General features: G+C 56.6%; 28 protein-coding genes, 1 tRNA gene and 2 pseudogenes. 13 read left to right on the forward strand and 18 right to left on the reverse strand.

Features of this window, described 5'->3' with window-relative positions:
- Positions 1-101: 101 nt before the first annotated feature.
- The gene (locus ACR0I0_RS00580; protein WP_170449533.1) at positions 102-809 is read left to right on the forward strand and encodes an IclR family transcriptional regulator; all 708 of its coding nucleotides are present in this window, start codon (positions 102-104) and stop codon (positions 807-809) included.
- 8 nt (positions 810-817) lie between these two features.
- Here ACR0I0_RS00580 and ACR0I0_RS00585 read toward each other — a convergent pair whose 3' ends face one another.
- The 9 genes and pseudogenes from ACR0I0_RS00585 to ACR0I0_RS00625 all read right to left on the reverse strand — a co-directional run bounded on the left by ACR0I0_RS00585 (position 818) and on the right by ACR0I0_RS00625 (position 9,544).
- Positions 818-1,621: an ABC transporter permease gene (locus ACR0I0_RS00585; protein WP_170449536.1), complete on the reverse strand. Its 804-nt coding sequence runs from the start codon at positions 1,619-1,621 to the stop codon at positions 818-820.
- A 10-nt stretch (positions 1,622-1,631) separates the two neighbouring features.
- A complete protein-coding gene (locus ACR0I0_RS00590; RefSeq protein WP_170449538.1) occupies positions 1,632-2,534 on the reverse strand; it encodes an ABC transporter permease in 903 nt (300 codons plus the stop codon).
- Positions 2,531-3,619 carry an ABC transporter ATP-binding protein gene (locus ACR0I0_RS00595; protein ID WP_170449540.1) on the reverse strand — a complete coding sequence of 363 codons (1,089 nt, stop codon included), beginning with the start codon at positions 3,617-3,619 and terminating at the stop codon, positions 2,531-2,533. The genes ACR0I0_RS00590 and ACR0I0_RS00595 overlap by 4 nt, the downstream gene beginning before the upstream one ends.
- A gap of 57 nt (positions 3,620-3,676) precedes the next feature.
- The gene (locus tag ACR0I0_RS00600) at positions 3,677-4,735 is read right to left on the reverse strand and encodes an ABC transporter substrate-binding protein (RefSeq protein ID WP_170449542.1); all 1,059 of its coding nucleotides are present in this window, start codon (positions 4,733-4,735) and stop codon (positions 3,677-3,679) included.
- Positions 4,736-5,410: 675 nt separating this feature from the next.
- On the reverse strand, positions 5,411-5,983 hold the full coding sequence (locus ACR0I0_RS00605; RefSeq protein ID WP_480471908.1) for a zinc-binding dehydrogenase: 573 nt from the start codon (positions 5,981-5,983) through the stop codon (positions 5,411-5,413).
- 72 nt (positions 5,984-6,055) lie between these two features.
- Positions 6,056-6,445: pseudogene (locus tag ACR0I0_RS00610) on the reverse strand (alcohol dehydrogenase catalytic domain-containing protein); the annotation flags it as partial.
- Positions 6,446-6,572: 127 nt separating this feature from the next.
- On the reverse strand, positions 6,573-8,078 hold the full coding sequence (locus ACR0I0_RS00615; RefSeq protein WP_170449546.1) for a tripartite tricarboxylate transporter permease: 1,506 nt from the start codon (positions 8,076-8,078) through the stop codon (positions 6,573-6,575).
- A gap of 3 nt (positions 8,079-8,081) precedes the next feature.
- On the reverse strand, positions 8,082-8,570 hold the full coding sequence (locus ACR0I0_RS00620) for a tripartite tricarboxylate transporter TctB family protein (RefSeq protein WP_170449549.1): 489 nt from the start codon (positions 8,568-8,570) through the stop codon (positions 8,082-8,084).
- Positions 8,570-9,544 carry a Bug family tripartite tricarboxylate transporter substrate binding protein gene (locus ACR0I0_RS00625; protein ID WP_480470251.1) on the reverse strand — a complete coding sequence of 325 codons (975 nt, stop codon included), beginning with the start codon at positions 9,542-9,544 and terminating at the stop codon, positions 8,570-8,572. The genes ACR0I0_RS00620 and ACR0I0_RS00625 overlap by 1 nt, the downstream gene beginning before the upstream one ends.
- Before the next feature lie 92 nt (positions 9,545-9,636).
- On the opposite strand from ACR0I0_RS00625, the gene ACR0I0_RS00630 reads away from it, so the two are divergent.
- The gene (locus ACR0I0_RS00630) at positions 9,637-10,314 is read left to right on the forward strand and encodes an IclR family transcriptional regulator (protein WP_170449553.1); all 678 of its coding nucleotides are present in this window, start codon (positions 9,637-9,639) and stop codon (positions 10,312-10,314) included.
- A 189-nt stretch (positions 10,315-10,503) separates the two neighbouring features.
- On the opposite strand, the gene ACR0I0_RS00635 is transcribed toward ACR0I0_RS00630, so the two are convergent.
- Together ACR0I0_RS00635 and ACR0I0_RS00640 are read right to left on the reverse strand one after the other, a co-directional pair.
- Positions 10,504-10,704, reverse strand: coding sequence for a hypothetical protein (locus ACR0I0_RS00635; RefSeq protein ID WP_170449555.1), 201 nt, complete (start codon positions 10,702-10,704; stop codon positions 10,504-10,506).
- Between the two features lie 2 nt (positions 10,705-10,706).
- Positions 10,707-10,919, reverse strand: a complete 213-nt coding sequence (locus ACR0I0_RS00640) for a helix-turn-helix domain-containing protein (protein WP_040103945.1) — start codon at positions 10,917-10,919, stop codon at positions 10,707-10,709.
- Positions 10,920-11,077: 158 nt separating this feature from the next.
- Here ACR0I0_RS00640 and ACR0I0_RS00645 point away from each other — a divergent pair, with 158 nt between their 5' ends.
- On the forward strand, positions 11,078-11,719 hold the full coding sequence (locus ACR0I0_RS00645) for a hypothetical protein (protein WP_170574424.1): 642 nt from the start codon (positions 11,078-11,080) through the stop codon (positions 11,717-11,719).
- Between the two features lie 2 nt (positions 11,720-11,721).
- Here ACR0I0_RS00645 and ACR0I0_RS00650 read toward each other — a convergent pair whose 3' ends face one another.
- Complete coding sequence (locus ACR0I0_RS00650) at positions 11,722-12,036, reverse strand: Arc family DNA-binding protein (RefSeq protein WP_040103946.1); 315 nt, start codon at positions 12,034-12,036, stop codon at positions 11,722-11,724.
- Between the two features lie 84 nt (positions 12,037-12,120).
- Between ACR0I0_RS00650 and ACR0I0_RS00655 the strand changes: the two genes are divergently transcribed.
- The 3 genes from ACR0I0_RS00655 to ACR0I0_RS00665 are packed head-to-tail and all read left to right on the forward strand — an operon-like array spanning position 12,121 to position 13,559.
- Positions 12,121-12,315: an Arc family DNA-binding protein gene (locus ACR0I0_RS00655; protein ID WP_024096636.1), complete on the forward strand. Its 195-nt coding sequence runs from the start codon at positions 12,121-12,123 to the stop codon at positions 12,313-12,315.
- Between the two features lie 24 nt (positions 12,316-12,339).
- Positions 12,340-12,531 carry a hypothetical protein gene (locus ACR0I0_RS00660; RefSeq protein ID WP_024096637.1) on the forward strand — a complete coding sequence of 64 codons (192 nt, stop codon included), beginning with the start codon at positions 12,340-12,342 and terminating at the stop codon, positions 12,529-12,531.
- Positions 12,528-13,559 (forward strand): tyrosine-type recombinase/integrase, encoded by a 1,032-nt coding sequence (locus tag ACR0I0_RS00665; RefSeq protein WP_170449559.1) that lies wholly within the window; start codon positions 12,528-12,530, stop codon positions 13,557-13,559. The genes ACR0I0_RS00660 and ACR0I0_RS00665 overlap by 4 nt, the downstream gene beginning before the upstream one ends.
- Before the next feature lie 68 nt (positions 13,560-13,627).
- Here ACR0I0_RS00665 and ACR0I0_RS00670 read toward each other — a convergent pair.
- A tRNA-Cys gene (locus ACR0I0_RS00670) sits at positions 13,628-13,701 on the reverse strand.
- A gap of 225 nt (positions 13,702-13,926) precedes the next feature.
- Here ACR0I0_RS00670 and ACR0I0_RS00675 point away from each other — a divergent pair.
- The 3 genes from ACR0I0_RS00675 (at position 13,927) to ACR0I0_RS00685 (ending at position 16,941) form a co-directional block, all read left to right on the forward strand.
- A complete protein-coding gene (locus tag ACR0I0_RS00675) occupies positions 13,927-14,580 on the forward strand; it encodes a protein-L-isoaspartate O-methyltransferase family protein (RefSeq protein WP_480489765.1) in 654 nt (217 codons plus the stop codon).
- Between the two features lie 95 nt (positions 14,581-14,675).
- Positions 14,676-16,094 carry a TolC family outer membrane protein gene (locus ACR0I0_RS00680; protein WP_480489767.1) on the forward strand — a complete coding sequence of 473 codons (1,419 nt, stop codon included), beginning with the start codon at positions 14,676-14,678 and terminating at the stop codon, positions 16,092-16,094.
- Positions 16,095-16,167: 73 nt separating this feature from the next.
- Entirely contained in the window at positions 16,168-16,941 is a 774-nt protein-coding gene (locus ACR0I0_RS00685) for a hypothetical protein (RefSeq protein WP_480489769.1), read from the forward strand.
- A 3-nt stretch (positions 16,942-16,944) separates the two neighbouring features.
- Here the strand turns inward: ACR0I0_RS00685 and ACR0I0_RS00690 are convergent, their stop codons facing one another.
- Positions 16,945-18,402 (reverse strand): cobyric acid synthase, encoded by a 1,458-nt coding sequence (locus ACR0I0_RS00690; RefSeq protein ID WP_480489771.1) that lies wholly within the window; start codon positions 18,400-18,402, stop codon positions 16,945-16,947.
- Between the two features lie 62 nt (positions 18,403-18,464).
- Between ACR0I0_RS00690 and ACR0I0_RS00695 the strand changes: the two genes are divergently transcribed.
- On the forward strand, positions 18,465-19,034 hold the full coding sequence (locus tag ACR0I0_RS00695) for a cobalamin biosynthesis protein CobQ (RefSeq protein WP_480489773.1): 570 nt from the start codon (positions 18,465-18,467) through the stop codon (positions 19,032-19,034).
- An 87-nt stretch (positions 19,035-19,121) separates the two neighbouring features.
- On the opposite strand, the gene ACR0I0_RS00700 is transcribed toward ACR0I0_RS00695, so the two are convergent.
- Positions 19,122-19,442, reverse strand: coding sequence for a DUF6280 family protein (locus ACR0I0_RS00700; protein ID WP_037310273.1), 321 nt, complete (start codon positions 19,440-19,442; stop codon positions 19,122-19,124).
- Between the two features lie 218 nt (positions 19,443-19,660).
- Here ACR0I0_RS00700 and efp point away from each other — a divergent pair, with 218 nt between their 5' ends.
- Entirely contained in the window at positions 19,661-20,224 is a 564-nt protein-coding gene (gene efp / locus ACR0I0_RS00705) for an elongation factor P (protein WP_170346480.1), read from the forward strand.
- A gap of 53 nt (positions 20,225-20,277) precedes the next feature.
- Here efp and ACR0I0_RS00710 read toward each other — a convergent pair whose 3' ends face one another.
- Together ACR0I0_RS00710 and ygfZ are read right to left on the reverse strand one after the other, a co-directional pair.
- Positions 20,278-21,219, reverse strand: a complete 942-nt coding sequence (locus ACR0I0_RS00710) for an ABC transporter transmembrane domain-containing protein (protein WP_480489775.1) — start codon at positions 21,217-21,219, stop codon at positions 20,278-20,280.
- Between the two features lie 113 nt (positions 21,220-21,332).
- The gene (ygfZ, locus tag ACR0I0_RS00715; RefSeq protein ID WP_480489777.1) at positions 21,333-22,070 is read right to left on the reverse strand and encodes a CAF17-like 4Fe-4S cluster assembly/insertion protein YgfZ; all 738 of its coding nucleotides are present in this window, start codon (positions 22,068-22,070) and stop codon (positions 21,333-21,335) included.
- Between the two features lie 73 nt (positions 22,071-22,143).
- Here ygfZ and ACR0I0_RS00720 point away from each other — a divergent pair, with 73 nt between their 5' ends.
- On the forward strand, positions 22,144-22,818 hold the full coding sequence (locus ACR0I0_RS00720) for a TIGR04283 family arsenosugar biosynthesis glycosyltransferase (RefSeq protein ID WP_171633584.1): 675 nt from the start codon (positions 22,144-22,146) through the stop codon (positions 22,816-22,818).
- Positions 22,819-22,825: 7 nt separating this feature from the next.
- Here ACR0I0_RS00720 and ACR0I0_RS00725 read toward each other — a convergent pair.
- Positions 22,826-23,581, reverse strand: a pseudogene (locus ACR0I0_RS00725) (hypothetical protein); the annotation flags it as partial.
- 103 nt (positions 23,582-23,684) lie between these two features.
- Between ACR0I0_RS00725 and ACR0I0_RS00730 the strand changes: the two are divergent.
- The gene (locus ACR0I0_RS00730; protein WP_480489778.1) at positions 23,685-24,455 is read left to right on the forward strand and encodes an alpha/beta hydrolase; all 771 of its coding nucleotides are present in this window, start codon (positions 23,685-23,687) and stop codon (positions 24,453-24,455) included.
- Positions 24,456-24,468 lie beyond the last annotated feature (13 nt).

Below are 24,468 nucleotides of genomic sequence, written 5' to 3' on the forward strand. Positions count from 1 at the left end.
TCTGCGCGCTATTCATTGCCAGATGCCTTCATTATTTGCGATTTCCAATTGCGTTCAAACCAGCTATAAAAAGTGACGGATTTGCGTCGAAAGGTCTGCCCATGCCCGACAAGCCCCGAACCCCCGACACGAATGGTGGTGTCGAAGCGGTCGAACGCGCATTGCGTGTGCTGGACAGCTTTGAGCCCGGCGATGCGGGGCTGTCTCTGAAAGAAGTTGCGGACCGTAGTGGCGTCAATAAAGCAACAATCTTGCGGCTGAGCGTCTCTCTTGAAAAGTTTGGCCATATCACGCGAGACGGCGAAGGCCTGTTTCACCTCGGCCCGTCTTTGTGGCGTCTTGGATCCGTATTTCGCCAGAACCTCCGCATGGGGCCTATTGTGCGCCCTGTGCTGGCGAACCTGGTGAATGCAACGGGGGAAAGCGCGTCGTTTTATGTGCAACGCGGCAACTCCGGCGTTTGCCTCTACAGAGTCAACTCGCCTAGGCTTGCGCGGGATCATATTCAGGAGGGCGAGGTCATTCCGCTGGGCATTGGCTCGTCGGGCCGAGTGCTGGATGCCTATTCTATCAGGCAAGGCAAACAGGCCGCCAACATTCGGAAGGCCGGCTATTATCTCAGCCTTGGTGAACGTGATCCGGACGTTGCTGGATTGTCGGTTCCGGTTCTTGGGCTTGAGGGCGAGCTGCTGGGTGCAGTCAGCCTGTCGGGCCTGCGCGTTCGCTTCGACGAAACCACTGTCGAAGGCTATCGCGCCGCGGTGCTCGATGCCGCCCGCCAGATCCGGGCCGAGATTGGTCAGATATAAAGAGCCCATCATTTGTCAGCATTCTTGCTGCGGCCAATCAACTGCACGCCGATGAGCGCCGAGATTGACACGATAATCAGGCAGGTCGAGATCGCTGCAATGGTCGGATCTAGCTGATCGCGCAGCGAATTGAACATGCGACGAGTGATTGTGGCCTTTTCGCCACCCGAGACCAGCATCGAAATCACCACCTCGTCCAGCGATGTGATGAAGGCCAGAAAGGCCCCGGTCTGGATCGAGAATTTGACCTGCGGCACAGTCACCGTCCACAACGCGTAGGCTCGGGATGCACCCAGGCTGCGCGCCGCCAGTTCCTGATTGAAATCGTAGTTCTGCAAACCCGACATCACGGTCACGATCACAAAGGGAAGCGCCAGCGCGGTATGGGCGATCACGATTCCGGTCAGCGTGTAGTTGAGGCCCAGCTTGGCATAAAGACTGAACACGCCGACGGCGATCAGGATCACCGGTACGACGATGGGCATGATCACGAGGATCTGCGCAGCGCTCCTGATCCGTGGGGCAGAGCAATGCAGGCCATATGCACAAAGTGAGCCCAAAGGTGTTGCGATCGCCGTGGTCAATACAGCCGCGATCAGTGAGGTCTTTGTGGCGCTCATCCATTCTGCGGAGGTGAAATAGGCCGTGTACCAGCGAAACGAAAATGACGTTGGTGGGAACTCCAGATATGAGGCCCCCGAAAACGACATCGGGATCACAATTAGCGTTGGCAGGATCAGAAAGAACAGTACCGCGATGCCGACCACAGTCAGCCACAGACCGTCGATTTTACGTTGTCCGACTTGTTCCATTTTCAGTTCCTCAGCGCATAAAGAGTTTGTCGAGCCCGAAGACACGGTTCATCAGCCAGATCATCGCCAGAGCCAGCAGCAGCAGGACAACGCCCAATGCGGATGCTGCACCCCAATTGGAATAGACCGTGATTGTGCTTTCGATGCGTTGCGCCAGCATCTGCACGCGGCCACCGCCCAGCAAAGCAGGTGTGACGAAGAACCCAAGTGACAGGATGAAGACCAGCACGATGCCGGCAAAAAGGCCCGGCAGGGACATCGGGAAAAACACCCGCCAGAATGCCCCGCGCGGGCTGGAGCCAAGCCCCACAGCGGCCCGAACCAGGTCGGTGTCAATGTTGCGCATGGTGGCGTAGAGCGGCAAAACCAGAAACGGCAGCATGATATGTACCATGCCAATGATTGATCCCGTGAGGTTGTGCGCCAGTTGCAGCGGTTCCTCGACGATGCCAAGCGACATCAGCGACGAATTGATGATGCCATTCCGCTGCAACAGCACCAGCCAGGCATATGTCCGCACCAGAACCGACGTCCAGAACGGGACCAGCACGAAAACCATCAAAATGGCAGCCGTTCTGTTCGGCATCCTGGTCAGCCAGTAACACAGCGGATATCCCAGAAGGACACAAATCACCGTCACAGCGATGCTGATCTGAAAGGTGACAACAAAGGTCCGACGGTACAAAGCGCTTTCAAAGATGCGCGCGTAGTTTTCCATGCTCAACTCGCCCGCCGCATTGTAAAACGAGAGCGAAGACAACCAGAAAATTGGCAGAAACACGACAACAAGAATCGTCACAACCGCGGGCATCGAAAGCCCAAAAAACGTCAATCTTTCGCGGCGTTCTTCAGTTTTGAGCGTGCTGGCGTTCTGAAGCGTCCCTGCACCTTCATAGACCTCGGCGATACTCATGCCACATGCTCCGGTACGATGATCGTGTCTTCGGGATGCAGGGCAAGGCCAATTTGCTCTCCTTTGGAAGGCAGCCCGGTTTGGCCAGCGCGATTGGCAGGGACACGCAAGTTGATCTCGCCTGCGCTGTCGTGCTGAACGATAACCAGCACACTGTCGCCTTGATAAATGATGTCTTTGACCCGGCCGGACAGATCATTGGCAGTTTCAGGTACTGCACCCGCGGTGACCTCCAGCAATTCGGGCCGGATCACCAGGCGGTGGCCACCCCGTCCCTGGGCGATGGGTGAATTGGATTTCAGCAAACGCCCACCAAGCTGCGCCGCATCATTGGCTACCTTCACCGGCGCCGAAATGGATTCGCCGATAAAATCCGCCACAAAGAAACTGTGTGGCTGGCGATACAGCCGCTCGGGTGTATCGATCTGCTCGATCCGACCGTGATTGACCACCGCAATCCTGTCTGACATCGTCAGCGCTTCGCGCTGGTCATGGGTTACGTAGACAACGGTCGCATCCAATTTTTCATGGAGCGCCTTCAGTTCAATCTGCATATGTTCGCGCAGCTTTTTGTCGAGCGCGGACAGGGGTTCATCCATGAGGATGATCTGCGGCTCGAAAACCATGGCGCGGGCAAGAGCCACACGCTGTCGCTGGCCGCCAGACAATTGAGTGATACGCCGATCTCCATAGCCGCCAAGCTGTACCGTATCCAGCGCACGTTCGGCTTGGGTCTTTTGATCGCTTTTGGAAACCCCGCGGATTTTCAGCGGATAGGCCACGTTTTCAGCCACCGTCATGAATGGGAACAACGCATAGCTTTGGAAAACCATGCCGAGGCCGCGCTTATGGGGCGGCGTCGCAATCATTTCCTGACCGCCAAAACGGAGCGATCCGCCATCTGGGCGTACAAAACCGGCCAGTGCCATCAAAAGCGTCGTTTTGCCCGAGCCCGATGGCCCAAGCAGTGTCAGGAATTCACCTGCAGAAATATTCAGCGATACGTCATCGAGCGCTTTGACCGCACCGTAGGCCTTGCAAAGGTTGGAAATGTCGATGGGAAGGGATTGGGCAGCAGGTGACATAGGGGCTCCTAACCTGACGAAAAAGGCGCAGCACGAGATGCACTGCGCCAAATTGGATTATTGCTGGATCAGCGTGTCGAACTCTTCGGTCAACTCACCCAACTGGCCGATATAGAAGTTCGGATCGACCAGAAGTTGCTTGCCGTAGTTGTCGGGATGGGTGTTGACCTTGACCGCCATCTCTTCCGAGATAATCCCGGCATCGAATGCACCCGTGTTGACCGGGCCCAGCGGCATTGTCACGGCCAGCCGCGCCTGCGCTTCGGCACTCAGCAATTCATTGATCAGGCGCATCGCATTTTCGACGTTCGGCGCGCCTTTGGGCACCAGCAAGCAATCGACATCCATCGTGCCACCATCGAATGCATATGCAACGTCAATGCCTGATGCGATCACACTTTCCACGCGGTTATGGCCCATGTGAATCACGTCTACTTCACCATCACGCAGCAATTGTGCGGATTGTGATCCGCCACGATACCAAACGGTAACTTCGGGTGCGATCTCACCCAACTTGGCCCAGGCGCGCTCCATGCCCTCGTCCGTGGCCAAAATGTCGTAGATTTCTGCCATAGGCACACCATCGGCCATAAGGGCGGCCTCAAGATTGTAGTTCACCTTGCCGTGCATGCCGCGCTTGCCGGGGAAGTTTTCCAGATCCCAGAACTCTGCCCAGTTGGACGGACCATTGTCGCCAAAGGCATCCTTGCGATAGGCAATCACCTTGGTGAAGTTGATGAAGCCGATGTAGTTTTCGTGGATCAGCTCCTCCGGGATACCCGTCGTGTCGACAACCGAATAATCAATCGGCTCAAGAGCACCTTCACGGCTGAGCGTCTCGCACGAGGGCAAGTCCTGCTCGGTCACATCCCAGGCGACGGCACCCGCTGTGATCTGTGCGCGCACGTCCTGGATGCCGTTTGTCGTATCTTCCTTGACCGTGACATTCAATGCGCTGGCTGCGGGTTCCAGCATGGCGGAACGCAAGGCATCCTGAAAGGAGCCTCCCCAGGATGAAAACACCACCTCGCCTTCGGCGAAGGCAGGCGCAGCCATTGCCAGACTGCTAACCACGAGACCCGCAGTAAGCGTCAATTTTCGGTTATCTTTAATCATGTCAGGCTCCTCCCTAACTGTTGGTTGGCTTGCGGGTCCGCGATATGAGCGACTCCGCATTTTATCCCTCAGCGTTTCACTCTTCAAAACGCTATTTCATTTTTACTAGAGCTGATGTTGGAATTGGTCAAGGATTCTTTTGACTCCGTAGGATTACCCCTCTCGTTTCCGGAGCCTCAGAGCCGAACAAAACGTCATATTTCGCGCTTATGAGCTGTGTTTATCTCGTTTCGATCTTGCGAAGATGGCATCGGAAACGATCTTTACCTGCCCCCAAGTTCATTGCCGCCGAGTGAAGCTTTGGGGGATTGAGCGGAACGCAATCTCTCACTTGCATACCGTTGATCCGCAAATGTGAATGGCAGCTTCTATAACAGTTAGCGCCACTTGAACCTTGCCGCAGCATTCGGCGCTTTGGGCTCTGAGCCGCCATGAAATCCCGCAGCGATCCGCGATGCCGTCGCATGCTGAGACCGGCCTTTCGCCAGGTCTCGGCGTTTTCCGGCGAAACATCGGCAAATGCACGGGTTTCCCGAATAGTCATGATGATCGTGGGACGTTCGCGATCTGGCGCCAGGCATCCCGGCAAGCAGCGGCGAATGCTGAGAAAGAGCTCATTACTGTATTCCATTTTCCTTGCTAAGAGTATTCAGCCTTGGCTTTTAACATTTTAGTTTATTTCAGAAAATTGGTGATAACTGCCGTTCCCGGAGGCGTAGGCCCCTTCATTGCGCGCAATTCCGTGCTTGCCTCTGAGAGCGCGATTTCTCTTGCGACCATTGGGCTGAGATCGACGCTCCCGCGTTCGATCATGCTAAGGAGGTTTGGATACTTCCATGATGGCATGCCGCGTGTCCCAAAAAGGGACAGCTGCTTAGAGTAGATCGACCGAACACTAATTTGCATTAGGCCATCGCCTGATGGCGCGCCGATTTGAACGTGCCGGCCTAACATCGCAAGGCATTCCAAAGATGCGTTTGTTGTGGCTTCAATTCCGAGGGCTTCGATTGAGACCTGCGCGCCGCCGCCCGTGATTTCCCGAATTGCCTCTGCGGCGTCGTTTTTGGCTGCGTTCACCACCGCGTCGGCACCGTGTTGCTTGGCAAATTTTAGTTTTTCTTCAACGATATCAACGACGACAACCTGCGCACCCAGCATTTTTGCCAGAAGCAAAGCCGAGAGGCCGATCCCGCCCGCTCCGTGGACCGCGACCCAGTCACCCGCCTGAACACCGGCGCGATCGGTCAACGCATGCCACGCGGTCGTGATGCGGCATCCCAATCCTGCGGCCAACGCGGGGGGTAAACTGTCCGGCAGGTAAACCAAATTGTGGTCAAGCGGCACAGCGACATATTCGGCATAGGCTCCCGGCGTCCCAAATCCGGGTACGATCTGATTTGCGCATGTGTTGGAAACGCCGGTGTTGCAGGCCAGGCATTTGCCACACCCAAGAATGAACGGTGCGATTAGCCGGTCGCCAACTTTGTATTGTGCCTGCGGGCCAGCCTCTACAACGGTTCCGCAGTATTCGTGTCCCAAGATAGATCCGTTCTGCACCTTGGGATGTCCGCCTGACCAACCGCGGTAATCTGATCGACAAACCCCGCAAGCCGCAACTTTCAGAATGACCCCGTTGTCTGGGCAGGCCGGGTCGTCAACCTTTTCGATAGAGAGATCTTCATTGAAATCTCGAACAACAGCTGCTCGCATTATCGTATCCTTGTTTCAAAGCCAAAGCAGATAGCTCTGTGGCCGCTGTTTCAAACCGGCCGTTCGCTTTTGACTGCGAGGGATCGTCAGGTTCCCAACAACCTGACGATGCCCGGTGATGTGATCCTCAGTCGGTGATCGCCTGCGGCTTTCGCAGAATGTTGCGCAGGAACATTGGCGCGATGAAGCCAGCAACCGCCGCCGCCCACAGCCCGATCGCAATCGGGGACGAGAACAGATAGGCCACGTCGCCGTCTGACAGGGTCATAGCGCGGCGCAAGGCGTCCTCCATATGGCCGCCCAGCAGGATGCCAAGGATCACGGGCACCGTTGGGATATCCAGTTTTCGCAGGATGTAGCCCAGCATCCCGAAGCCGACCAGCATCAGCAGATCAAAGTAGCTGCCAGTGAGTGCGAAGATCCCTGTGGTCGAGATCATTGTGACACCCGGCAGCAGGATCCACGCAGGCACTGAGAGGACCTTTACGAAGATTTTCACCATCGGCACGTTCATGATCAGCAACACAACGTTTGCGATCAACAGCGATGCGATCAGGCCCCAGACAACATCTGGGTTGTCACGAAACAACGTCGGTCCCGGTGTGATGTTCAATGTCATGAGCAACGCCAGCAGAACGGCCGTTGTGCCAGAGCCTGGTACGCCAAGCGTCAACATAGGCACCAGCGCTCCGCCCGCGGCCGAGTTGTTGCCTGCCTCGGGGGCGGCAATGCCCTTGGGCGCCCCGGTGCCAAAGCCGCCCTTTTCGCCGGCGATGGATTTTTCTGTCATGTAGGCCAGGAACGATCCCAATGAAGCACCGGCACCGGGCAAAACACCTGCGATGAAACCGACGCCAGATGAGCGCAGCATCGTCCATTTCGTGTCTCGGATGTATTTCCAAGGGATCGAGACTTTGTCCAAAACCACACCGATGGATGATCCTTTGCCATGGCTTTCGACAAAGAAAAACAACTCGGCAATGGCAAAAAGTCCGACGATGGCCACCAAGAAATCAACGCCGTCATAAAGGTGCAAGTTGCCGCCTGTCAGGCGCGGCAGGCCAGACGAGGAATCTACCCCGATCACCGCGATACCAAGGCCAATGCAAGCGGCGATGGCTGACTTTGCTTGGTTGTTCGAGGCCATACCACCCAGCGTGCAGAAGGCCAGCATATAAAGAGCAAAATATTCGGCCGGTCCGAACAGAAACGCTACTCGCGCCAGCACGGGGGCCAGGAGTATCAGGCCGACAGTGGCCAGAAATGCACCAACGAAAGAGGCCGCACCAGACAGAACCAGCGCGTTGCCAGCTTCGCCTCGCTTGGCCATCGGGTAGCCGTCCAGCGTTGTCATCAAAGCAGGTTCATCACCTGGAATATTCAGCAGAATGGAACTGATCCGCCCGCCATACATTGCGCCGTAGTAAACGGCGGTCATTAAGACCAAAGCTGCGGTCGCATCAAGACCAAGTGCAAAGGAAATCGGGATCAGAATGGCGACGCCATTCGATGGGCCCAGACCAGGCAGGGCGCCGATGATGGTACCAATAAAGCAACCGATCACGGCCAGCATCAAAGTGTAAGGCGACAGTGCCACCGAAAAGCCAAGGGCGAGATTTGCGAGGGTTTCCATGGATCAGTGCCCCACGAATGGAATAAGAATTGAGATTGCTTCCCATAGCTTTGCAGGCGTTGGGATGCGGTATGCGACGATGTTTCCCAGCATCAGAATGAACTTGAAGACAACGAACAGACCGAGCGACAGACCGATCCCAGCAAGGATGGCTTTCTTGCGGTTCGGTGAAATTTGGTAACTTAGGATTGTGGCCGCTACTGCTGTGGGCAGGATGAAACCAAGTGGTGACATCAGCACCGAATAGAAAGCCAACACAATCACTGCGACCAACAGGTTGCCCCATGTTCGGCCGTCGGGCCATTCGGGGTCTGGATCGGGTTTGAAGACCAAAACCAAAGAGGCAATTGCTGCGACACCGCCAATCAAGAGCGGGAACAGCTTGGGTAAAAACTCGCCCGAGAATGGGTTGGTCTGGATCTGAGTGGCAGCCGCGATATACGCGACCGCCGTGATCAGAGCGATCAGACCAAAAATCCGATCAGAGGCCATTACTGGATAACCCCCAGTTCTTTCGACATCTGGCGAATGTCGACGATCAGGTTATCGACATAGCCCTGGAAATCATCTCCAACCATGGTAAACGGTGCCAGGCCGTTAGCAGCCATGGCTTCGGCCCAATCAGGACTGTCAGCAACCTGCTGCAGCTTGCCAGCCCACATCTGGAACGTGTCGTCAGAAACACCGCGCGGAATGTAAAGCCCACGCCAGTTACCAGCAACGACGTCGTAGCCCTGTTCCTTGGCGGTCAGGATGTCCTCAAACCCCGGCACGCGCTCTTCGGTCAGCACCGCGATCACGCGGAGATCGCCATTGGCCAGGAAACCCACAACTTCGGACAAATCGCCGGTCATCACCTGCGTAAATCCGCCCACGGTCTGTGTGATGGCATCGGCGCCGCCGTCCATCCCGATATATTTCACCTTGGTGATGTCGGTAAAGCCGCCCTCCTTCAGGACCATCAGCGGTTTCATGTGGTCGAACCCGCCTGTGGATGAACCGCCGGCAAACGCGACCGAGCCTGGATCGGCTTTGACCGCCTCGACCAGATCACCCAGCGATTGGTACGGGCTGTCGGCGGCCACGGCCAGTATGCCCGGATCAATCCCGATAGCGCCGACAAATCGCACCTGATCGGCAGTCATGCCAGCATAGGCGTTCTGCGCCAGACGGGTGCTGGTCGCCGACGACGCTGCCACGATCAGGTCGGCATCATCGTTGCGGTCGGTGACCACATGGGTAAAGGCCAGGCCGCCGCCGCCACCGGGCATGTTGGTAACCTGTACAGGTTTATCGACCGCGCCGATGTCGTACAGGATCTTGCCGATCTGACGGCAGGTGAAATCCCAGCCGCCGCCGGGGTTGGCCCCTGCGACGCATTCCGTGGCCTGCGCCGGAACCGCGAAAGTCATCACGGCCGCGGTCGCCAGTGCAGCCTTTGCTGCGAATAGTTTGCTTAATTTCACTTCAGTTCCTCCCTAAAAGATGAGCCGGAGGGTAGACAAGTTGTTGCGATGCTGGCAACATTATATAAACGTAGTTGCGCAGAGTGGAACAAATGAAGCAGGCCCGCGTCGAGTCCGTCGAAAAGGCGTTGTCAATTCTCGAAGCTTTCTCGACAGAACGACAAATGTTGACGTTGACGGAAATCGCTTCGGAAACAGGGCTTCACAAAAGTAACATCAGCCGCCTTGCGGCGTCTCTGGAACGATATGGCTATCTGAAACGCGGTCCAGACAGGCGTTTTCGTCTTGGGCCAGCATTGTGGCGGCTTGGCGGATTGTACCGCCTGAATTTCGAACTCGGCGAATCCGTGCGCCCCGCCTTGCGCAAACTTGTTGGCGAAACCGGCGAGACGGCTTCGTTCCATGTTCCCGATCAAGATGAGCGGGTATGCCTGTATCGTGAGAATTCACCCGATCCGGTACGGCACCACCTTGAAGAGGGCACGCGCCTGACCATGCGTTCAGGAGCGTCAGCTCATATTTTGGCTGCCTACTATCTGGGCAACAGTGCCGCAAAAGCGCGTCTCGCGGCGGACGGAAGCTGTATTTCGCAAGGCGAGCGGAATCCCCATGTCTCGGCTGTCGCTGCTCCGGTCATAGACGCGACCGGACAGTTTTACGGGGCTCTCGCGGTGTCTGGGCCGCGCGAAAGGTTTGACTATGAAGCACTTACCAAGGCACGTGCCGCCGTTGTGTCGACTGCGAGAGCCTTGGGCCAAGCCCTGGCTTGAACAAGCCCCGATTTAGGGTGGCCTGAAAGGCAATTCAGCCATTTCCGTTGACGAATTCACCGTCAGAGGTGCGAGTGACCGTTATTCCTGCTGCAGCACAGCAAGGATCTTCGCTGTAATTTTATGACGAAAGTTCTGCGAGCGCGCACAGCGAGAGAACCGAATTCACAGGATGGCTCTTTCCGGGCGTTAGCTGCGTTTTGCACCAAGGTCCGGTTCAGCGGGGTGATCTGAGCGGTGTGGTGTTTTAGGATGGCCGCCATCGTATAACGCTGCCTGCGTCTCGCCGTTATCCCACTGATACAGCAGACCGATTTCTTCGCCAGTCTTGATACACGTAATGCGACCGATGGCTTCGGCCGTCGTGCGAACACTCTCAAGTTCGGGCAAAACTAGCCCCTCTCGTTAAACAGTTCCTTGGGAGCGATGTCGAGAGCATGGGCAATCCGCTCCAGAACATCGATCGATGCTGAGAATTTCGCGAGTTCGATCTCGCTGATGTAGCTACGATCCAGGTCGGCAGCTAATGCTAATTGTTCTTGGCTCAACCCTCTGGAATTTCTTAGATTCCGGATATTTAACCCTACTTGTTCCCGTAATTTCATGGCCTGTATTCGGCCAGATCACAAGAACCGCTCTACGGAATATATTCCACAAAACGCGCGCGAACATCATAAACCCTATGCTCGCATATGGTGTGAAGGTTGAGGTTGGAGCTAGTGTATCAATAATGCAGTAATGTAGTCAGAAGGCATTTATTGATATGTGGTGCAGACTTATCAGAAATTTGAGCGCCGGAGCTGTCGTGGCTCTTCTTTCAACCGTGGCCCCGCAGGCGGCAAAGGCCTATCAGGTCGATTGCGCCATTCTGCTTTGCCTGGCCGGTGGTTGGCCCGCGTCAGCAGAATGTGCCCACGCCCGAGCAGTGTTTATCCGCCGGATCACGCCCTGGCCGATTGAGCCGCCGTTGCAAATCTGGCGCTGCCCGATGGGGGTTTCTGAGCGCGCGCCGTTGCAAAGTATTGCCCCTAAAGTCTGGGAGGCCAGCAACCAATCAAGTCAGACGCTTGGCCAAGTCATCCTGGCTCAGGTGGTCGAAGACGGTGCCGATATCGACATCAGTGGTCTGGAATTCGATTTTGTGCGCTCGATCCGTGTTTGGGATGTTCGGCACTACAGCCATCGCGAACGTGGCCGCGACGATGATTGTTCTGAGAGTTATAACATGCGCCTCGGGACCTACGGCACACAAGGCGAATTTGGCTGGCAACGCACGACACCAACGGCCGCCCCGCAATGGGTTCTGCCGTCACGGCGCTGTTCGTCGTCAAGCTGGCGTCGCGGGGTCGGTGTCGAATGGGAAGATCACGAAGGCAACCATGGATATGAGTGGGTGGCCTACTAAGGCTATTCGCCGATGTCCTTCATACGTTCCGCGATATCGCCCGCAATGCGCTCATACAGGGCGGCTTGCTTATCTCTGGGAGTTCCGGGCTTCGGGTTCCTTCTGCGGATGCGTTTGGCGAGCCAAAACAACAGTCGCGCGGCGGGGTCGTCCAGTTTTTCCGGCACTGGGGCCGGATAGTTTTCTTCGAGTAGGGCAACGACCTCAGCATTCATACTGCGATGGTTGGCCTCGGCTGCGAGGCGTATTCGATCGCGCAGGCCGTCTGGCAGCCGCACGATGAATTTATCCTGATTTTGAGAGCTTTGTTCTGGCATGGTGGCACTGTGCCATAAAAAGCGATTGACGCAATAGTGGCTAAATGCCACTAGTTGAATATGGTTTCAACCTGGAGGCGTTTCATGAACAGTCGTAAACCAATGCAGCTTCGGCTTCCGCAAGAGCTCAAGGAGTGGATCAAAGCGGAGTCCGATCGCAATGGAAACTCCCAAAATTCAGAAGTGATCCGCGCCATTCGCGCGGCGAAAGACAGACGTTCTACGCGCGGAGCAATCGGAAATATCAATATGGATCAGGGTGATAATGCGCGTTGTTAACGAGGTGAGAGAGGTGTCGATAAGATGACCAAAGCTAGTGCACAGACAAAGGCGAAGCAGGCAGCCTCGGCCTTCATCCGTGAGGCGCGGGAGGCAGGCTGGCAGCGCGCGAAGTTCGAGATTAAGCCTGACGGCAGCGTCATCGTCGATGCCAACATGGTCGCGCCAGAGGCAGCCGACGACTTTCTCAATAGTGACTTGAGAATGGGCGAATGACCCGAAAGAGCCTGCCAAAATACGTCTATAATGACAGGGGCTACCTACGGTTCATGCGGCGTTCACGCGGTATCTCGGTCATGATGCACGAGGAAGCGGGCACGCCGGAATTTTGGGATCATTACAATCGCCTGCTGAAGGGAAAACCAGCGCCAGCGCCGGTGAAACGCAATTTTGAGGCGTTGATTCTTAGCTACTACGAGAGCGACGCCTACAAGAAGCTGAAGCCCCGTACGAGATCCGACTATCGGCGCTATATCAGCCACATTCGTGAGATCTGGGCCGACAAAGACCCGGCTAGGATCGAAACCCACCACATTTATGAACTGCACCGGGCAAATGCGGATCACTGGCGGCAAGCCAACTATCTTGTCCAGGTCATGGTCGTCTTGATGAATCACGCCCGGTTGATCGGCTTCATCAAGAAAGAGCACGGCAATCCGGCGAAGGGCATTCCGCTCTTCAAACAGCAGAGTGATGGCTGGGAACCTTGGCCAGATGATGTTCGTGAAGAGTTCGAAGTGCTGGCTTCAAAGCGGGCGCGGCTGGTCTATGAGCTTTGCGTTGGTACAGGCCAGCGTATCGGCGATGTAGTGAAAATGAAGTGGGCACACTTTTCCGACGCAGGGTTCGATTTCACTCAGGGTAAAACCGACAAGCCGCTGTGGATCCCGCTTACCGACCGGCTGAAGGCCCATCTCGACGGAATTGCGCGAACAGACGGCACTGTTGTGACCGACGCGAAGGGTCGACCAGTGAGCTACCGTATAGTCGCCGAGGAAATGCGTGCCATCAAAAAGAAGATGAAGCACGAGAAGGCGAGCTACTACAAAACGCACGGGCTCAGAAAAAACGCAACGATCGAGCTTTATCTGGCTGGATGCGATGACGAGATGGTCAAAGCTGTCACCGGTCATTCAGGCGTTGAGATGCTGAAAAAATATGGCGGGCCGATCCGGCAAAGAGAGCTGGCGAAGCGCGCCCAAGAGGCAAGAAATCAAATGGAACGAAGCAAGACCGAAACGTGAAAGTTTCAACGCTTGTTTCAAAAATGGCAGTGAAGGAGAAGGGGAATGACGCAAGTCATTGATTTTATTGGAGGCGAGTACCGGAATCGAACCGGTGTACACGGATTTGCAATCCGCTGCGTCACCACTCCGCCAACTCGCCTTTTCAAGTAAAATCAAATACTTGCCGTGGTGTGCGTGGGGTTTTAGCAGCTTTCCCAAGGGGCGTCCAGAGGATTGCGCGCATTTTTGACGACCAGATTGAAATTTGCCGAAGCCCGCAACCGCAAACGCACAGGTGCAAAGGGGTTGCGTCAACAGGGCCGTTGCTGGGCGTTTCAGGATGTGGCAAAAGCCGGGTAACTTTGGGAATGACTCGAGAGATCCTATGACAGATTTCGCTGCCCGGCGCCGCACTATGGTTGATACGCAAATCCGGCCTTCGGATGTTACTAAGTTCCCGATCATTGAGGCGATGTTGAACGTCCCGCGCGAAAACTTCGTGCCTGACGCACAGCGTGAGGCCGCCTATGCCGACAGTGTGATCGATCTGGGCAACGGGCGCTGTATGCTCGAACCGAGAACGCTTGCTAAAATGCTGGATGCGCTCAACATTTCGAACGACGAGATGATTCTCGATATCGGTCCGGCGACGGGGTATTCCACTGCGGTTGCCGCGCGTATGGCGCAGTTGGTTGTTGGTGTGGAAAGCGACGACTCGCTGGCGTCCGAGGCGCAAAGCCTATTGGCTGAGGCCGATGTGGACAATGCCATTATCCACGTCGGTCCTTTGGAGCAGGGTGCGGCTGAGCACGGCCCTTACGATGCGATCCTGGTGCAGGGCGGTGTTGAACGGATTCCCGACGCCCTGTTGGATCAGCTCAAGGAACATGGCCGGATTGCATGCCTGTTTGTTGAAGGCAATCTTGGAACTGTGCGGATCGGTCGAAAGACCGGAGGCCGGGTCAGCTGGAGGGATGCCTTCAACGCCAGTGCACCGATACTAGAGAGCTTTTCGGCGGAGTGTGCATTTTCGCTATAGTCCGCCGATAGATTTTTCTTCCGCCTTGATTAGTTGAAAACAAGGCCGCAAACTGCCTGCAGGGCAGTGTAATTTCGTTTTGAGAGGATTTCGGTATGCGTGGTTCGGCGACAGGCAGGCTGGTCAAGGCATTCGCAGTGACCGCAGGGCTTGCCATGAGCGTAATGCCAGGGCGTGCAGCGTGGGCTGATAACATAACAGACGCCTTCATCGGTGCATATAATACAAGCGGTCTGCTGGAGCAGAATCGGGCGCTTTTGCGGGCTGCGGATGAAGATGTGGCTATTGCGCTTTCAGCGTTGCGGCCAATCGTCAACTGGGCCGTGCAGGTAAGTCAAGACTACACCCGGTCGCGGGTCAACAACGTAGTCACGACGAACGAGCCGTCTAGGTTTTTTACCGGATTAACGCTTAGCCAATTAGTATATGATGGTGGGGCTTCGATTCTGGGCAAGCAATCTGCTCAGGAAACTGTTTTGGCGACCCGGCAAACCCTGATTGACATTGAACAAGAGGTCCTAATCCGTGCCGCGCGAGCGTATCTAAGCGTCTTGGAGCAGGAAGAAACAGTTGAAATTCGGCAGAATAACGTGAACGTTTCTGCGGAAGAACTCCGCGCTTCAAATGATCGGTTTGAAGTTGGCGAAGTCACCCGCACCGACGTGGCTTTGTCCGAAGCACAGCTAGCCAGTTCACAAGCGGATCTTGCGGTCGCTCGAGGCCAGTTGAGCATCGCTCAAGCCGAATACGTCAATGCGGTAGGCAACGCACCGGGTCGAACAGCGGGTCAGCCGAACCTGCCCAACCTGCCGCGTTCGGAGGCGGAAGCCGTTAGTTTGGCGCAACGCAACCATCCCGCGATTCTCTCAGCGCAGCATCAGGTGCGCGCGAGGGATCTAATCGTGGAGCAACAAAGGGCTAACTTGGGTCCGAATGTGTCGCTTGACGCTGATGCAGGTGTTACTGAACGCTATGATAACAGCGATTATGTCAACGATGCGAGCATCTCGTTGACTTTCCGGCAGCCGATCTATGCCGGTGGTCGCTTGGCAGCAAATGTACGGCGTGCGATGGCGGTACGTGATGCCGACCGCGCGAACCTACTAAACGTGCAGAAGAACATCACTCAAGGTGTCACTGACCGCTACGCAGCGTTTCAGGCGGCCAGCGCAAGCTTGAGAGCATCAACAGAACAAGTTCGTGCGTCACAGGTCGCTTTTGACGGGATCAGGGAAGAAGCCACCTTGGGTGCACGAACAACTCTAGATGTTCTGAACGCTCAGCAAGATCTTCTGGACGCGCAACTCACAGAAGTGAGATCCCGAACTGAACGGACTCGAGCAGCGTACGAACTGTTGCAGGCTCAGGGTCTGCTGACGGCTGAACGTCTGGGTTTGGCGGTGCAGATCTACGATCCGACCTTGTATTACAACCTGGTTAAAAAAGCGCCAGCACGGGTCAGCAAACAGAGCAAAGATCTGGATCGCGTCCTCAAAGCGTTGCGTCGGGACTGATCGACCATACTATTTGTTGTGAGGTTGAGATTGTTTGGCTACACTCGATCCAAGGATAGAGCGGTAGAGAACAATGACTGATAACGTCGTAAAAGCAGGGATCGAAGACGTTCTGTCTTCGGTCAAACGTCTGGTCAGTGAAGACAGTCGCGGTAAATCCTCTTCGGATCAACAGGGTGCTACGCGAAAGCCGGGGCGTTTGGTGCTGACGGACGCGCTGCGCATCAGCAAACCCGCTCAGCCCGAGATCATGCCCGCCAAGCCGTCTGCTGATGTTGCCGACTCGGCCAAGCCGATGCTGCTGCGTGCCTGCGACATCGTCAGGGCAGGTGATCCTGCCAACACTGCGGATGACGCGACCGAGGGACATTCCGCGGCAACCGGCTCAACCGATGATCCCGCGATCAGTCTGAGTGCCAAGATCGAAGCGCTGGAAGCGGCGATTGCGCAAACCGAGGATCAATGGGAGCCGGATGGCGACAGCGCAGACGCCTATTCCGGCACACCGACGCATTCCCTGCCGTGGAACGTCGAAGAGGAGTTTGCGGCCGCAAGGACCGTCGTTCTGACTGATCAGGAAGATACGGACGATCCGCAGCCCGAGTCCGCTTCGGTACAAAACGCAGAGTTCATCCGGGCGGGACGACCGGCTGAATCCGATCGTGCCACTGAAGTCGTTGAAAACGTTTCGGCAACGGATTTGGATGAAGAAACATTGCGTGAGCTGATCGCGGAAGTTGTCCGCCAGGAGTTGCAAGGCGCGATGGGCGAGCGGATCACGCGAAACGTGCGCAAAATGGTGCGGCGGGAAATCGCGCGCGCGCTCGCCGCGAAAGATCTGGGATAAGATTCAACCGCGCTGTGGTGGCTGGGCCAGGCTCAGCATCCGGTCAAGATTCATGTGGCGCTCCAGATGATCGGCCAGATCATCCAGCGCCTGCTCTACACCGTCTTCGTAGGCAATGTCCGACGTCACGCCCAGCGTTGACAAATAACGGGCACGAAATGCGTCTGACGAGAAAATTCCATGCAGATAGCTGCCCTTGACCCGACCGTTGCTGCTGGCGGCGCCTTCTGGTCTGCCTTCGAACTCAAGCCATGCGCGGGCGCGGTCCGGGCCGTCGGTATGGCCCATGTGGATTTCGTATCCGCTGACCGGTTCTCGGTCTGGCAGGGCATGGGCGGAACGCAGGATGACCTGTTTCTGCCCGCCCATTACGGTATCGACGTTCAGCAACCCCAATCCATCAACTTTGCCCGGCCGGCCGTCCACGCCATCAGGATCGGAAATGGTCTTGCCCAACATCTGATAGCCGCCGCACAACCCAAGGACATGTCCACCGCGGCGAACATGTGCATACAGGTCGATATCCCAGCCCTGTGCACGAAAATAGCTCAGATCTCCGATCGTGGACTTGCTGCCGGGAAGCAGAACCAGATCCGCATCGCCGGGCAGGGGACGTCCGCCTGGAATGACCTCGACGCTCACGCCGGGCTCGGCGGACAACGGATCGAGATCGTCGAAATTGGCCATACGCTCCAGTTGGGGCACAACGACCTTGCACACGCCGCCGGTATGGGAACGGATGTCCATCATGTCTTCGGCCGGCAGTTTCCAGGCGTCGTGAAACCAGGGCACGACCCCAAGGCAGGGCCAGCCTGTTCGGGCCGAGATGTCATCACGCCCTTCGTCAAACAGGGACACGTCGCCCTTGAAGCGGTTGATGGCAAAACCCCTGATCTGCGCCACGTCGCCTTCGTCCAGAACGGCCTGAGTACCGACGATCTGCGCAATCACTCCGCCACGATGAATGTCCCCGACCAGTACAACAGGGATGTCCGCTGCACGGGCAAATCCCATATTGGCGATGTCACCTTTGCGCAGGTTGGTCTCAGCCGGGCTGCCAGCGCCCTCGATCAGAACCAGATCAGCGTCGGCGCAAAGCCTGTCAAAGCTTTCCAGCGCTGCGCCCAGCAGCTTGGATTTGTCCTTGCGATAGTCACCGGCCTTCATCGTGCCAGCGCGCTGCCCCTGAACGATAATCTGCGCGCCGGTATCCGTCTCGGGTTTGAGCAGAATAGGGTTCATGTCCGTGTGTGTTGCCCGCTTTGCCGCACGGGCCTGAAGGGCTTGTGCGCGGCCAATTTCGCCACCGTTTTCGGTGACGGCTGCATTGTTCGACATGTTTTGTGGTTTGAACGGCGCGACCCGAAGGCCCCGGCGCGTGTAGGCGCGCGCCAGCCCCGCCACCAGAACCGATTTTCCGACATTGCTGCCGGTCCCTTGAATCATGATGGCGCGAACCATGCCTTGTCTCCTATAAGTCTGGGCGCAGATGATCTGATTTGAGCCGAAAGGGAAAGCCCCGGATGAATACGCCTGCGCATCTTTTGATCGGGGCTGCCGTGTTTGCCCGGCCGCCGCAAGGACGTATCCTCTGGGCTGCGCTGCTGGGAGCGTTGTTGCCGGATCTGTCCCTGTATGTCATGGCGGGCGTGTCCCTGTTTGTTCTGAGCATCCCTGAGCAGGTGGTCTTCGGGCAGCTTTACTTTTCCCCGGCGTGGCAGACCGTATTCGCCATAGACAATTCCTTTATCCTCTGGGGGCTGGCATTCCTGCTGGCAGTCTGGAGAGGTTGGCACGTTCTGGCTGTCGGTGCAGCGGCGGGTCTGTTGCATCTAGCGACAGATTTCCTGCTTCATGCGGGCGACGGACGGCCACAGTTCTGGCCCATCAGCGACTGGGTGTTCAGCAGCCCTGTCAGCTATTGGGACAGCGACCATCATGCTTTGTGGGTGGCTCCGGTGTCAGCCTTTGTCTGTCTGGCCGCATATGTTCTGCTTTGGCAGCGTGGATTGCCGGTCTGGGGCAAAGCCCTGTTCGCGACCATGCTGGCAGCTGAATTCTGGGTGGTGCAGCAATGGCTGTTGTTCTTTTGAGCCATTGGCTTCTTACCTGACGATCAGGCATAGAAAAACGCGCTCTGATAGGCAGAGCGCGTTTGTTCAATCCAAATCTACTTTGGTTCAGGCAGCTTCAGCCTGCTGTGCGGCGTTGCGACGCTCGCTTTCCTCGCGTGACAATGCGACTGAGGTGCGCACGCCACGGCCAACGAACTCCATCAGCCCGCTGACAACCCGTTCGTTCGGGTCAATGCCTGCGCAGGACAGAACTTCGCGCCCATCGCGCGAACGCGCCCAGCGGGCGATTTGTTCGGGGCCATTGCCGTATTTCTTGTCATCGGCGATAGCATCATCAAGCGCAGCCAGGACAACGGCCGCGAAAAGTTTGCGCGCACGATTGCCTTGCTCATTGTTAAAGGCAGTGCCGTCAACGAAATCTCTCATCTCGTCTTCCTTGTTGTTCTTGCTCTTGCATTTTCGGCGTGAGGGTCCTTATGACCGATTAGGTGCGATTCGGATACAGCTAAAATGCATAGTTGCGTTGCGTCACTTGCATGGCTTGCTGCACCTGCAGCACTAGGTGTCGTTGTCTTGTCAGGTGTGTTCCCGCCAGATATAGGGACCGCAACTGATGCATCAACCGTTTGTGAAGGATTTATGTAATGCCCAAGATAAATGGGAACGAAATTCGCCCCGGCAATGTGCTTGAGCATAACGGTGGCCTGTGGGCAGCGGTCAAAGTTGACCATGTAAAGCCGGGCAAAGGTGGGGCTTTTGCACAGGTGGAACTGCGCAACCTGCGCAATGGCTCGAAATTGAACGAACGCTTCCGCTCGGCGGACAAGGTCGAACGCGTGCGTCTGGAGCAGAAGGATCAGCAATTCCTGTACGAATCCGACGGGATGCTGGTGTTCATGGATTCAGAAACCTACGAACAGATTGAATTACCAGCAGAATTGCTGGGTGACCGTCGTCCGTTTCTGCAAGATGGCATGACCATTGTTGTCGAATTCTACGAAAGCGAGGCGCTGAACGCGACGCTGCCGCAGAAAGTGACCTGCAAGATCGTCGAGACCGAACCGGTCGTAAAGGGCCAGACGGCGGCAAACTCGTTCAAGCCCGCGCTGCTGGACAATGGCGTGAAAGTCATGGTTCCCCCCTTCATCGGCCAGGACGAAATGATCGTCGTGAACACGGAAACGATGGAATATTCCGAACGCGCGTGACGTTTCGTCACTTTTTATAAGAGACCGGGCAGGCATTCGCCGCACGGTCTTTTTTATGCGTTAGGGCGATAACGATACCGTGTTGGGTCTGGGCCAAACAATTCCAGCATCAGTTCATATTTGATGCGATTGGCACTGACCTGACGATAGAATGCGATCAAAAAGGCAGTGGGTCCTTGAATGCGGCTGAGCCCACTGGTGGCGGCCACCACGGTGCCCACATCCGTTTTGCCCTGCAAGACCAGATATCCCCCCAGCATCAGGATACCGACGGTGCCGGCCCCGTTGATCACGCTCAGCAGGAACTTTGCCGACAGTTTCCATAGAAACATCCGCCGCCGCGTGTCGTAAATGTCATCGAACATGGTGTTGATATCCCGCTCGACGGCTTCGATATCCTCGGTTGTCAGCCGGTCGGTGGCACCGCGCAGAATGCGAACCCGTTCCGCCACGAAAGTGTTCACTTTGCGCTGCGAGACCAGAACGATGATGATTTGCGGCACGATCATTGACAACGCAATCAGCCCCAGACCTGGTTGCGTGGACGAGATATAGCCGATCACACTGATCAGCGTTCCAATCTGAACGACCGGATCCGAAAAGGCTCCACCAGCAAACTTGCCCAACTCTTCGGCTTCGGCCGAAATGGCGGTGGTCATGGTGCCTTTGCGCAGGCCTTCGTCTGAATCCTTCAGGTCGGTCGAACGCCAAAGCAGGCGTTGGCGGATCAGCCGGATCATGTCTTCGCCCAAGGTTCCGGCGCGATAGCTTAGTACCCATTTCAGGGCGAGGCTCAGCAGGATGACGGCCATCATGCCGATGCCCAGCTGGATCAGTTTTTCAGTCCCGACATCGTCGGATGTCAGGTGGTTGACGATGTCGCGCTGAAACTCAAGCGGCACGGCGGCAAGGCCCGCAATTGCGACGGACAGTATGATGAGGATGATCTGCCGCCCCGCACTGGCGCGCCAGATCGCGGAATAAAGTCGAAACATGCGGGTATCCGGTTCGTCCTGTTTGCCTGCACTTTGGCAGTGCAGGACAACGGGTTCAAACTTTTCGATACAAGCTGATGCGCGGGTCGTGCCGATTTGGCAACAAGGTGGGCTCAGTCCTCCAGCCGCACCGTGGCGTCTGCGGCCTGCATCTCAGGGCCTGCGCGATCAAATCGCAGATACGCGATCCCGTTTCCGCCGGCCTGTGTGTACAATGTTCCGACAGGTTTGCCATTTGCACTGATCTCGGTCCCCACCGGGGTCGAGCCCTGGACAACGACGCGTCGCAGACCTTTGCGCAATTCGGTCTTGTGCTTCATGCGCGCGGTCACTTCCTGCCCGACATAACATCCTTTTTTGAAATCCACGCCATTCAGCGCTTCGAACCCGGATTCCAGGATGTAACTGTCCGGGGTCAGTTCAATGCCTGACTCGGGAATGCAGTGCCGGACGCGCAGTGCATCCCAGTCGGTTCCGTCATCGCCCTCGGGTTCGGGGGAGTAGTTGCGCCAGCCCATGTCCGGGTGGCGGGGATCGGGCAGAGCGGTTTCCGGCGCAGCCTTGGTGCCGCGTTGCAGGTTCAGATCGGTTCCCTCGATCGTCACATCCGCACGCAGCTTGTACATCGTCAGACGTTTGACCAGATCATCCGCAAGGTGTTCGGCCACATCCAGAAGAACTCCGTCGCCATCTCGTTTCAGAAAGAAATCCGCCAGGTACTTCCCCTGCGGAGTAAGCAAAGCGGCGTAGACCAGCCCGTTGTCCAACCCCTTAATGTCGTTGGTGATCAGATCCTGCAAAAAGCTTTCGGTATCCGAGCCGGACAGGCGCAGAATGCGGCGGGTGGGCATGGCTTGGTCCTCGTCATTTCCTCAGGCCTCGTGATATAGGAAGTTCCGATGCCAAGACCAGAGGTTATCAGACGTGCCCGCGCCTATTACCGTCGTGATCCCGACCCTCAACGCTGCCGACGCTTTGCCCGAATGTCTTGGGGCTTTGATGGAAGGGGTGCATGCCGGGTTGATCCGGGAATTGATCATCAGCGATGCCTGCTCAACCGATCACACGCCGGATATTGCGGAAGAGGCCGGTGCGATGGTCGTGACCGGCCCGCCATCCCGAGGCGGCCAGTTGCGCCGAGGGTGCGCGCAGGCCAAAGGGGATTGGCTGCTGATTCTTCATGCCGATACAGTGCTGCAAAAGGGGTGGAGCGAGACCGTCAGCGCCCACCTGCCGTCAGCCAAACCTGCCGCGTTTCAGCTGGCGTTCCGCGCGCGCGGGATCGCGCCGGCCTGGGTGGCTGGCTGGGCCAATCTGCGCAGCAGGATGCTGGGATTGCCCTACGGAGATCAGGGGTTGCTGGTTCCGCGTCACACCTATCAAGCGGCAGGCGGGTTTCCCGACCAGCCGTTGATGGAAGATGTGGCTTTGGTGCGCGCGTTGCCAAAGGTAACTGTTCTGAACACACGCGCCTTTACGAGTGCGGAGCGGTATGAGCGGGCGGGGTGGATTCGGCGCGGAGCTCGGAACCTGTGGACTCTTCTGCGTTACTTTCTTGGGGCTGACCCGCAAGTTTTGGCGCAGACGTATCGTCGCTGAGCGTGGTGCGCAGCTCGACCACGGATTTCCCCAGCCGAAACGGTGCCGCAAAACTGACAAGGCATAGGGCCACGATTTGCAGGACAAGAATATGAGCATTGTCCTGTAGGTATTCCCATTCTTCTTTCAGCTTCCCGACCTGCGCGATCAGGTCATCGTAGCTCTGCGCAAGTATCAGATAGTCGCCCGCAATCGCGGGAACCTTGCGACGCATATTGTCAATGGCGGTCTGTGTGCTTTCGTCCAGTGAAGTGAAGACAAGGAACTGGTCGATGTCAAAGGCATCGGCCTTGGCGGCCATGTCACGTATTTCGTCCATTTCGTCCCTGGACTGACCCCCAACCAGGAAGTGAAGCCCCTGTAGGGGGGCCACTTCGTTCGTGACCGCGATGAACAGGGGTAGTTCCGAGTTGCTGGCGGTCGAAGCAGAAAGGAATTCAACCTTTTCGCATAAAACGGCGGTATCCGGATCATAGGCCGGATCACAGAACCGCAGGCGGAACCGGGCCGCGTCCCTGTCAAATGCCAGCGTCGCGGCATAGGCCACGTCGATCTGTCGGTCCAGTCGCGAGCTGTCCGAGGTGTAAAGCCCGGCCAAAACAGCCACCAATGCCCCGATGCCACCCAGCACAACCCATACCAGATCAGCCAGTTTCCACGCCCGGTGCCCGGCCGGTTTGCGAAACAGAAAGGCAGTGCCGATAGAGCCGATGATAAAGAACAGGATCAGCAGGGGCAATTGATTGTCGGTCACAAAACTCATGGGTCCAATCTTAGGACCTGTGCTTCGACCTGCAACAGGGATCACGGGCAGTTGTAACGTCTTACCATATCCCCATACTGGAAACAGCGCAGGGGGGACTTCGATGACCAAAGAAATCGTTCTTATCCACGGAGCATTTGCCGGACCTTGGTGTATGCAGGATTACGCGGACTTCTTTCGGGACCGAGGTTGGACGGTTCACGTTCCTGCCTTGCGGTACCATGACGGTGATCCGAAAGCGGACCCCGACCCGGGTCTGACCGATACTAGTGTCATGGACTACACCAACGACATCGCCGATTTTGTAAAAGGACTGGATCGCAAACCTGTCATTTTGGGGCATGCCATTGCTGGGGTGGTGGCACAGCAAGTGGCGTCTTGTGGTTTGGCCAGTGCCATCGTTTTGATCAATCCCAATGCGCCTTGGGGCACCTTGCCCGAAACCGATGATGAACGCGCTGTACCGCGCACCTTGATGGAAGGCGGCCCATTCTGGAAGCAGCCGATGCGGGTCGGGTTCGATTTGATGGCCCCGTTTGCTCTGAACAAGATGGATGAGGCGCAACAACACGCTGTATTCGACCGATTGGGCGCAGAAAGCGGGCGCGTGATGTTTGAAATGTTCTTTTGGATGTTTGATGACCATCACGCAATCAAGGTTGATTTCGACAAGGTTGACTGCCCGGTTCTGGTGGTCTCGGGTGCCGAAGACAGGGCTGTTAACCCCGATACCTGCCGCGCACTGGCAGCGCGCTATGGGGATCGCGGAACCTTTTTGCTGGTCGAAGACCATGCGCATTTCCTGTTCATGGAGCCGGGTTGGGAAGGGCCGGCCTCGATGATCGAGACTTGGACGACAACCCAGGTGACCTGAAACGGGCTTGACA

The organism is Ruegeria sp. AG6 (assembly GCF_056541565.1).

What these genes read in the sequence shown, in the direction of transcription:
- ACR0I0_RS00580 (WP_170449533.1), top strand. Translation starts at nt 102, where the DNA reads ATGCCCGACAAGCCCCGAACCCCCGACACGAATGGTGGTGTCGAAGCG.
- ACR0I0_RS00585 (WP_170449536.1), bottom strand. Translation starts at nt 1,621, where the DNA reads ATGGAACAAGTCGGACAACGTAAAATCGACGGTCTGTGGCTGACTGTG.
- ACR0I0_RS00590 (WP_170449538.1), bottom strand. Translation starts at nt 2,534, where the DNA reads ATGAGTATCGCCGAGGTCTATGAAGGTGCAGGGACGCTTCAGAACGCC.
- ACR0I0_RS00595 (WP_170449540.1), bottom strand. Translation starts at nt 3,619, where the DNA reads ATGTCACCTGCTGCCCAATCCCTTCCCATCGACATTTCCAACCTTTGC.
- ACR0I0_RS00600 (WP_170449542.1), bottom strand. Translation starts at nt 4,735, where the DNA reads ATGATTAAAGATAACCGAAAATTGACGCTTACTGCGGGTCTCGTGGTT.
- ACR0I0_RS00615 (WP_170449546.1), bottom strand. Translation starts at nt 8,078, where the DNA reads ATGGAAACCCTCGCAAATCTCGCCCTTGGCTTTTCGGTGGCACTGTCG.
- ACR0I0_RS00620 (WP_170449549.1), bottom strand. Translation starts at nt 8,570, where the DNA reads ATGGCCTCTGATCGGATTTTTGGTCTGATCGCTCTGATCACGGCGGTC.
- ACR0I0_RS00630 (WP_170449553.1), top strand. Translation starts at nt 9,637, where the DNA reads ATGAAGCAGGCCCGCGTCGAGTCCGTCGAAAAGGCGTTGTCAATTCTC.
- ACR0I0_RS00640 (WP_040103945.1), bottom strand. Translation starts at nt 10,919, where the DNA reads ATGAAATTACGGGAACAAGTAGGGTTAAATATCCGGAATCTAAGAAAT.
- ACR0I0_RS00645 (WP_170574424.1), top strand. Translation starts at nt 11,078, where the DNA reads ATGTGGTGCAGACTTATCAGAAATTTGAGCGCCGGAGCTGTCGTGGCT.
- ACR0I0_RS00650 (WP_040103946.1), bottom strand. Translation starts at nt 12,036, where the DNA reads ATGCCAGAACAAAGCTCTCAAAATCAGGATAAATTCATCGTGCGGCTG.
- ACR0I0_RS00655 (WP_024096636.1), top strand. Translation starts at nt 12,121, where the DNA reads ATGAACAGTCGTAAACCAATGCAGCTTCGGCTTCCGCAAGAGCTCAAG.
- ACR0I0_RS00660 (WP_024096637.1), top strand. Translation starts at nt 12,340, where the DNA reads ATGACCAAAGCTAGTGCACAGACAAAGGCGAAGCAGGCAGCCTCGGCC.
- ACR0I0_RS00665 (WP_170449559.1), top strand. Translation starts at nt 12,528, where the DNA reads ATGACCCGAAAGAGCCTGCCAAAATACGTCTATAATGACAGGGGCTAC.
- ACR0I0_RS00675 (WP_480489765.1), top strand. Translation starts at nt 13,927, where the DNA reads ATGACAGATTTCGCTGCCCGGCGCCGCACTATGGTTGATACGCAAATC.
- ACR0I0_RS00680 (WP_480489767.1), top strand. Translation starts at nt 14,676, where the DNA reads ATGCGTGGTTCGGCGACAGGCAGGCTGGTCAAGGCATTCGCAGTGACC.
- ACR0I0_RS00685 (WP_480489769.1), top strand. Translation starts at nt 16,168, where the DNA reads ATGACTGATAACGTCGTAAAAGCAGGGATCGAAGACGTTCTGTCTTCG.
- ACR0I0_RS00690 (WP_480489771.1), bottom strand. Translation starts at nt 18,402, where the DNA reads ATGGTTCGCGCCATCATGATTCAAGGGACCGGCAGCAATGTCGGAAAA.
- ACR0I0_RS00695 (WP_480489773.1), top strand. Translation starts at nt 18,465, where the DNA reads ATGAATACGCCTGCGCATCTTTTGATCGGGGCTGCCGTGTTTGCCCGG.
- ACR0I0_RS00700 (WP_037310273.1), bottom strand. Translation starts at nt 19,442, where the DNA reads ATGAGAGATTTCGTTGACGGCACTGCCTTTAACAATGAGCAAGGCAAT.
- efp (WP_170346480.1), top strand. Translation starts at nt 19,661, where the DNA reads ATGCCCAAGATAAATGGGAACGAAATTCGCCCCGGCAATGTGCTTGAG.
- ACR0I0_RS00710 (WP_480489775.1), bottom strand. Translation starts at nt 21,219, where the DNA reads ATGTTTCGACTTTATTCCGCGATCTGGCGCGCCAGTGCGGGGCGGCAG.
- ygfZ (WP_480489777.1), bottom strand. Translation starts at nt 22,070, where the DNA reads ATGCCCACCCGCCGCATTCTGCGCCTGTCCGGCTCGGATACCGAAAGC.
- ACR0I0_RS00730 (WP_480489778.1), top strand. Translation starts at nt 23,685, where the DNA reads ATGACCAAAGAAATCGTTCTTATCCACGGAGCATTTGCCGGACCTTGG.